A 7,209-nucleotide genomic window follows, 5' to 3' on the forward strand; every position below is an offset into this window, starting at 1 on the left:
GCCGCGGGCGCTGCTGGGCGGCAGCAGAGGACAAATGACCTGCCATTCCTCGTCAGTCAGATCTGTCGGGTAGCGCCGCCGCTCAAACGCTGCCTGCCGGGCACGGTGTTCCTTGGTCCACATCCAGACCATCTGGCCACGCAGGGACGCCCAAACACCTCACCACCAGCATTCTCAAACAGGCAGTAAGATGGCGGGTGTCGACGAGCGCCCGGAATGTTCGAGGACCTGGACAGTTTCCGACTTGGCGGAGGCGAAGAGGTCGACGGCTTTGACTGACCTTAAACCTGGAAACTGGCTCGGCCATTCTGAGAGTTTTTCGGCAGGATTGTTGACCTGAACGGAGGCTGGGTGATGCGGAAGAGCCACCACACGGAAGAGCAGATTGCCTTCGCCTTGAAGCAGGCGGAGCTGGGCACGGCGGTGGCCGAGGTGTGCCTCAAGATGGGCGTGTCGGAGGTCACCTTCTTCCGCTGGAAGCAGAATACGGTGGCCTGGGCCCTTCGGAGCTCCGGCAGCTCCAGGAGGAGAATACCAAGCTGAAACGCCTGGTGGCCGATCTCAGCCTGGACAAGGCCATGCTGCAGGACGTGCTGGCAAAAAAGCCCTGACGCCTGATCGTCGGCGCGACCTTGTCCGGCACGTGCAGGACAGGCTCGGCGTGAGTGAACGCCGGGGATGTGCGGCGCTGCGCTTCCACCGCTCTTCGCAGCGTTATCGCTCCAGCCGCGACGACCAGGCGCCCCTGAGACTGCGGATCCGCGAGATTGCCGCGGTGCGTGTCCGCTACGGCTACCCGCGCATCCATATCCTGCTCCGGCGCGAAGGCTGGGCCGTGAACAGGAAACGCGTCTATCGGCTGTACCGTCTGGAAGGTATGAGCCTGCGCTGCAAACGTCCGCGACGGCACGTCACCGCGGCACGACGTCTGGAGCGGGAGGTCGCGACCATGTTGATTGCCACTGAGATCTGACCCGGTTTGGGGTAAAGTTGCCACTGAGAGTTGACCCATGTTCGGACGCTAGCCTCGGCCTTTTGGGCGGGGGCAGCGGGAGTGTTGGACATGGCGTTGTTGAGCGTTATCCGGCGCTGGCATTTCCGGGAGCACCTGTCGATCCGCGCGATTGCCCGCCGGACCGGCCTGCTGCAGACCCAATTCCGGACCGTCTGCGTCGTACAAACGATCTTGCGCGCAAGCGAGCTAATCACTGCCCATCGCGCCGGGTGGTCGCCTCTACTCCCCAGCAGCAGTCGAACCGCATGCTCCCACACTTCCGACGAGCAGCTCGCTGCCGTCTTCTTTGTCGTCATGGCTTCACCTTCTCCAGGGTTGGAGCCCCGGAAAACCCGGGGTGATTCAGACCACCCAGATCTCGAGAGCACATCCGACAAAGGCTATGGCTTCCGTGCGCGTCATATAGCGGCAACTCTGGGCCTACTGATCCACATCAGCGATCAACACAGGCAAGGTAGAGTCACGGTGCAGGCGTTCAGGCTGATGAAGCCCTGTTCCGAACATTTCGGCTACTTCCTCATAAACCTTCTTGACGGGCAGGACTTGGCCGTGCCTCTCAAAAACCCCAGGGTTTGGCTTTGCCGCTTGACCCACAACGACTAGGCTGGATCTATCAGGGGTTTCGCGCACCGCAGTCAGGAACCGTCTGGCGCCAGTCGGCCCCAAGAGATGCACAAGGTAAAGATCGGCTGGCTCGGCAGGACGACCGATAGCTTCCTCCAGAGCCGGCTGTGCTTTCTTGAGCCGTTCGGCTGCAAGAATAGCCGAAAGGTGTGGATTGTCCCTGAGCATTAGGATCGCCTGGAGCTCACGCCAGTTTCGTGCACCGATGTTGCCGTCGCGGTCTGTCACGAGTGCCGCGGCTTGGCGAGCAAGGCCATGTTGTGACCCGAAATCTCGAACCACTTCAAGCCAAGTGTCACGAGTGAACTGCATCAGGCCGCGCGCTGAGGAAGATGGGCTTCTAGCTAGTGGATCAAGCCGGCTTTCTCGTTTGGCAATCTGGCGCAGAACATAGGCGCTAAGGCCCGTCGATTGCTCTGCACGTTGAAGCGCCACCTCCACGGTATTCCTGCCTCGTTCGCCGGTACGTTCACGAGACCTAGAAAGGCTGCCTTGTTGTTCTCGATGCGCTGCGCGTATGCGTTGCGTGCTCTGCCCACGCGCGGAGGGCCGTACCGCACGAGCGTCTCGGCGCTGCGCGGCAGCCCTCCTGATAGTTGTGGCAGATGCCGGCGAAGCTTTTACCTTCTGCGCCATAGATCCTGCACGCGTCTGCCGCGTCTGGGCAGCTTCAGCCGGAGGAAAGGCAACAGGCAAAAGCAAAAGCGATGCGGTCATGGCAGCGGGCAGAGCACGCATCCTCCATGACGGCAGAAATAGGCACAGCGAATTCCACAATGCACGAGAGCGTGCAATGCTGAAGGCGTTTTTGGTCACGTCAGTCTCCTTGGGGGCGAGGGACAGCGTGGCTTTGGTGTTGGTTGGCCTTTAACTCGCGAGATCCGGAAACGTACAGGATAGTAACAGGAACGTTTTCATTTGAGGTAATGCAGGCGGTGAACTGATCGGTTTACTCAACCCCCGATAATTATCTGCTTTGAGATTTCTCTGATGCTGCGAAGAAATTAGATGCCGCCGTACAGAACGGGATTGGGTTCACGAACCGAGTGCCCGCTTGAGAATGCTAGGCTCAGGACCTATCAATGGGCGCTCTTGCGCTTTGGTCCTGCTGTGATTCCAGGGCGGCCGGAGGAAACTGCCATGGCTGACCTGTTCTGATTCACAAAGGGTGTTGATGGCCACTGATACCTGATCCGGGGTTGCCACGAAGATCTGGCCCGGGTTGTGGATGCGGGGTTTTCAGATCTCGTCAGGGCGGCTGTGGCTTCCTTTCGCGATGGGCCTGAGTGGCGGAGCTGTTCACCTGGCTCGATGCCCAGCTCGGACGCCCGCCGCGGAACAGCCCGACGGTGGAGTCCATCCGCTATGCGATGAGACACCAAAAGCAACTGGAGCGGCTCCTCGACGACGGCCGCAGCGAGGCTGACAACAACACCGTGGAGCGGGCGATCCGTCCTATCTGCCTCAGCCGCAAGAACGTGTTGTTCGCCAGCAGCTACGGTGGTGCTGCTAGATGGGTTGCTATCGTCTCTCTGGCGAAGACCTGCAAGCTGAAGACGTCGATCTGCAGCGCTACTTTACGGCTTGCTGACCCGGCTCACCAATGGCTGGCCCAATAGCCGCATTGACGAGATCATGCCCTGGTGCTGGGTCAAAGCTGACAGCCAACCGTCAAGTGCTGCAGCGTAGGATCTCCAGACAGCGCTTACTCTCCTCGGCAGGCTTGATCTGGTCGCGAATGGCGCCCGCAGCGTGCTCTGGCCTGACCTGGTCCGATGATCCCGCTCGACGCAGTCTGCCGGCAGGAGGTGTCGCCGACGCTGGACGAGGAGGACGCGGCCCAGTAGGTTCAGCCAGCCGGTTGGTGCCGGCCTGTCCAGCAGCACGACTGTCCCGTGTGAACGGCTTCACGCCCCTCTTCACACCCCAAGCTGCTGAAATCGCTCCAAATGTGAAGCTGTGAAGCTGTGAACGCGTTTCCTCGTGTGCGCGCGTACGCGGCCGCATACGCGCGCGCGCCGTTTGCGCGTGCGCAGACGCGCGTGCAGGGGTGCGCGTGCAGAGGCGCGCGTGAGAGACATGACCTTCACATGCTTCACACATTCACATATCCTTCTATATCAATGGTTTGAGCTGTGAACCAGGCTGTGAACCCGTTCACAGCCTGAGGCGACGGCCGCAGCGGCAGGAAAATCGCTGCTACAGCCCGCAAAGCCGCTTGCACCATCCCGCTTTCTCCGATGTGCTCACGAGAAAGCGAGGCGGCCGTTTTTGTCACGACGTGAAACAGCCATCGGGCAGATCGACGCAGGTGGCGGCCCGGCCCCCCTGCGGGTCCCTCCCCAGGGGGTGGGCCATTATGGTCGGGCAGAGCATGCGCGCGCGCCAGTGGCGCGGTTTGGGCGAGGTTGACAGGGTTGACGATGGTTGACGCGGAGCAGCAGGGCAGGACGGAGGTGGCGTTCGCCTGGTACGCAGCCGAAGCCGCGATGCTGGCCGAGCGCGATGCGGCGGTGCCGGCCGAGGCCCTGCTCGGCTGGCTGCAGCCCTTTCTGCCGCAGGAGCCGGGGCTGATCCTCGATGTTGGCGCCGGCACCGGCCGAGAGGCCGCGTGGCTTGCTGCACAGGGCCACCAGGTGCTGGCGATCGAGCCGGTGGCCGCCCTGCGCCGGGCGGCTGAGCCGCGTCAGGCTGGGCTGCGAGTCCGCTGGCTGGAGGATCGCCTGCCGGCGCTTGCCGCCACGCAGCGGCTGGGTCTGGCAGCCGATCTGGTGCTGCTGAGCGCGGTCTGGCAGCACGTCGCCCCGGCAGACCGGCCCCGCGCCTTCCGCGAGCTGGTGGGGCTGCTGAAGGCGGGCGGCCTCTTGGCGCTGACCCTGCGGCACGGCCCGGCTGAGCCCGAGCGCGGCATGCACCCGGTATCGGTGGCCGAGATCGAGGCGCTGGCCCGGGCAGAGGGGCTGGCCATCCTGTCCGTCACCGAGGCGGCCGACCGGCTGGGCCGGCCCGAGATCCGCTGGACGCAGATGGTGCTGCGCCTGCCCGATGACGGCAGCGGCGCTCTGCCGCTGTTGCGCCACCTGATCCTCAACGACGCGAAGAGTGCGACCTACAAGCTCGGCCTGCTGCGCAGCCTGTGCCGGGTGGCCGATGGCGCCGCCGGCCTGGCCGAGGAGGCGGGGCCCGAGCATGTGGCGGTGCCGCTCGGGCTGGTGGCTCTCCTGTGGCTCCGCCTCTACCTGCCGCTGCTGGCAGCCGGCCTGCCGCAGAGCCCGCAGAACCGCGGAGCGGCCGGTCTGGGGTTTGTGGGGCCCGGCTGCCAGGCGCTGCTCGCAGGGGCCGCCACGCCCGCCGAGCTATTGCCGGATTGGCCAAATGGCGGTCGGACCTCGCCGATACTTCCTTCTAGGGTTATGCTGCATTGCGCCAGATCGCCCGTGGCGCGGGGCGATCCGATCGCATGCGGAGGATGAAAATCCGTATACGGTGCGCCTGCTGACAGCAGCCATTCCTGGCGGTGCAGGGCTTCACTCCGGCAGTTCCACCGCGCAGACCAAAACGGAAGGACCAAGGTATGAACGATCCCCTCAATGGCCGCGAGATCTGGGTGGTCTGGGGCGGGGTATTCCGCGACACGAGTTTCGCGGAATTAGAAGAGGGCACGGAAGAGTTACACGGACCTTTTCACAGCATGGCGGCCGCCGAGAAGGTCTGGTTGGAACGTATGCGCAGGATGGTGGATATCGCCTCGCACCGGCTTTTCGTGCTGCGGGCCCAAGCTATCCCGGAAAAGAGGTGAGCCGGAGCCTTCTCTTGACGCTGTGCGCGCTGGCTGCCTTGTCAGCCGGTGCGCTGTAGCGGCGCATCCTGACCTGGGAAGGTCCCCTTTCGCTCGCTCGTCTGCGTGGCAAGGTAGGGTTCCCCGACCGGTCCCAGCGGGAGCAGGCCCAGGAGCGGTTTCTGTAGCCTGATTTAAAAATTGAGGCGCAGGTCAGCCGTATTCCAGGCCATTCGCGGGTAACGTCACGAAGAGCCTAGCGGCATTTCTCGTTGGATAGGTAGTTCACGCGGAAAGCTTGCCTATGCCGCAGCCTGAAGCTCAGCCGCGGCCACAAACGTCACACTCCATCACGCCGCTCATTGTTGAGATTCAGGGTAGTGCCTAATATCCTTGGGGCAATCCCGCAGGCCTACGCCTTTACTACCTCCGCCCGCTCGTCCGGACCAGCCGGACCTTCTCGTCCTTGAAGTCCTTCGTAAAACCGTCTCTGCTGCGTCATGGAACTTCCTTTGCCTCATCGGGAACCCTCCACTTTTCCAACGCAAGTCCAGTAGCAAGACCCCACGCAGGCTTGGCATTGGTCTTCCGGACCGTGGGGCAGGGTCCCGGGCTGAGAACACCTTGCCTAGCAGCTTCGGCAAGGCAGACGCTATGAAAGGGCTGCATCCTCAAGGGCAGAGAAGGGCGGCCAGCTCCTGCGGCAAGGACGCCCCAAAAGCAGGACGGTAGCCACGCCGCAGCTTTTTCTGCGCCAGACGCACGCAAGCGGCACTGGCCTCGGCGCTGTTGGCGTAGGGGTCGCGCCGCACCTGACCGGCGGCGCCATGCCGTCCCCATTCGCGCACCAAACACCATCCGCCTAGCAGATCCGCCATTATGTAGAGCCGGTAGAAGCGGTCCATGTTGCGCGTCGGGTCACGGCGATGCAGCCAGAGGCTCAGCATGCGAGCGACATCCATCGGGAAAGCCGTTAGAACCAAAATGGAACATGCCTGAGCTGTTGAGGCGCTGGCAAGCTTGACCATTCCGTGTTTCTGCAACCGTTAAATTGTACTGATTATGTTGGTAAGGGGATGGATTTGGTACCCTTGCAGCACCTGCCCCTGTTCTGACGTCAGAACAGGACCGGGAAGGGTGAGAATCTACGCTATGCAAGAAAGCGACCTCAGGACCCTGCGGCGGTAGTTGCGCCTCTGCCGATCGGAGCTGAAGGACATTCTCAATGCTGCGCTGGAGCGCAGCTACGATAAGCCCCGCATCTCTCGCTAGGAAAATGGCCGCGAGCCGATTCCGGATGAGGTCGGCCGGGCCGTCGTAGCCCTCATCTCCGACCGGTTCCGCTATGCTTGCATCCTGGTGCTGGCCAACCAAAAGGGCGGCGTAAGCAAGGCCCCCTACGCCATCAATCTCACCTGCGGGCTGGCGCGCCAGGAGGCGCGGTTGCTGCTGGTAGACCTTGACCCGCAAGCCAAGGCCGCGTTGATGACGCTCGGCAGCATCTAGGCCTGTTGTTAGGGGCGTATATGGCGCAGGCGATTCTGCGCGACTGACTGCTGGAGGAGGTAATCTCCCGACAGGATGACTCGTTGCTGGACGGCTGCGCCGGTTTCGAACTGACGCCCAGCCATGTTGACCTTGCCAAGACGATTGACCAACGCGAGCCTAGGCTCAGGACTCATTGATCCAGAAGAGGGTGGTGGCTGCAAGGCAGATGGCGGACATGAAGGTATGGGCGCAGCGGTCATAGCGCATGGCGATGCAGCGCCGGTCCTTGAGCCTGACGAACATG

The 7,209-nt window shown here is 62.7% G+C and carries 6 protein-coding genes and 1 pseudogene; 5 read left to right on the forward strand and 2 right to left on the reverse strand.

Features of this window, described 5'->3' with window-relative positions; translation table 11 throughout:
* Positions 1 to 354: 354 nt before the first annotated feature.
* A pseudogene (locus CR165_RS23835) lies at positions 355 to 952 on the forward strand (transposase); the annotation flags it as partial.
* A 483-nt stretch (positions 953 to 1,435) separates the two neighbouring features.
* Here the strand turns inward: CR165_RS23835 and CR165_RS25890 are convergent.
* On the reverse strand, positions 1,436 to 2,074 hold the full coding sequence (locus CR165_RS25890) for a transglycosylase SLT domain-containing protein (protein ID WP_245906744.1): 639 nt from the start codon (positions 2,072 to 2,074) through the stop codon (positions 1,436 to 1,438).
* An 851-nt stretch (positions 2,075 to 2,925) separates the two neighbouring features.
* Here CR165_RS25890 and CR165_RS23850 point away from each other — a divergent pair.
* The 3 genes from CR165_RS23850 to CR165_RS23860 all read left to right on the forward strand — a co-directional run bounded on the left by CR165_RS23850 (position 2,926) and on the right by CR165_RS23860 (position 5,438).
* Entirely contained in the window at positions 2,926 to 3,258 is a 333-nt protein-coding gene (locus CR165_RS23850) for an IS66 family transposase (protein WP_109519379.1), read from the forward strand.
* Positions 3,259 to 4,095: 837 nt separating this feature from the next.
* A complete protein-coding gene (locus CR165_RS23855) occupies positions 4,096 to 5,112 on the forward strand; it encodes a class I SAM-dependent methyltransferase (RefSeq protein ID WP_219929855.1) in 1,017 nt (338 codons plus the stop codon).
* A 101-nt stretch (positions 5,113 to 5,213) separates the two neighbouring features.
* A complete protein-coding gene (locus tag CR165_RS23860; protein ID WP_109519381.1) occupies positions 5,214 to 5,438 on the forward strand; it encodes a DUF4170 domain-containing protein in 225 nt (74 codons plus the stop codon).
* 650 nt (positions 5,439 to 6,088) lie between these two features.
* On the opposite strand, the gene CR165_RS23865 is transcribed toward CR165_RS23860, so the two are convergent.
* Positions 6,089 to 6,445: a WGR domain-containing protein gene (locus tag CR165_RS23865; protein WP_219929856.1), complete on the reverse strand. Its 357-nt coding sequence runs from the start codon at positions 6,443 to 6,445 to the stop codon at positions 6,089 to 6,091.
* A 331-nt stretch (positions 6,446 to 6,776) separates the two neighbouring features.
* Between CR165_RS23865 and CR165_RS23870 the strand changes: the two genes are divergently transcribed.
* Complete coding sequence (locus CR165_RS23870; RefSeq protein ID WP_245906742.1) at positions 6,777 to 6,923, forward strand: AAA family ATPase; 147 nt, start codon at positions 6,777 to 6,779, stop codon at positions 6,921 to 6,923.
* Positions 6,924 to 7,209: the final 286 nt, after the last annotated feature.

Source organism: Teichococcus aestuarii, from assembly GCF_003116135.1.
Taxonomy (GTDB): Bacteria; Pseudomonadota; Alphaproteobacteria; order Acetobacterales; family Acetobacteraceae; genus Pseudoroseomonas; species Pseudoroseomonas aestuarii.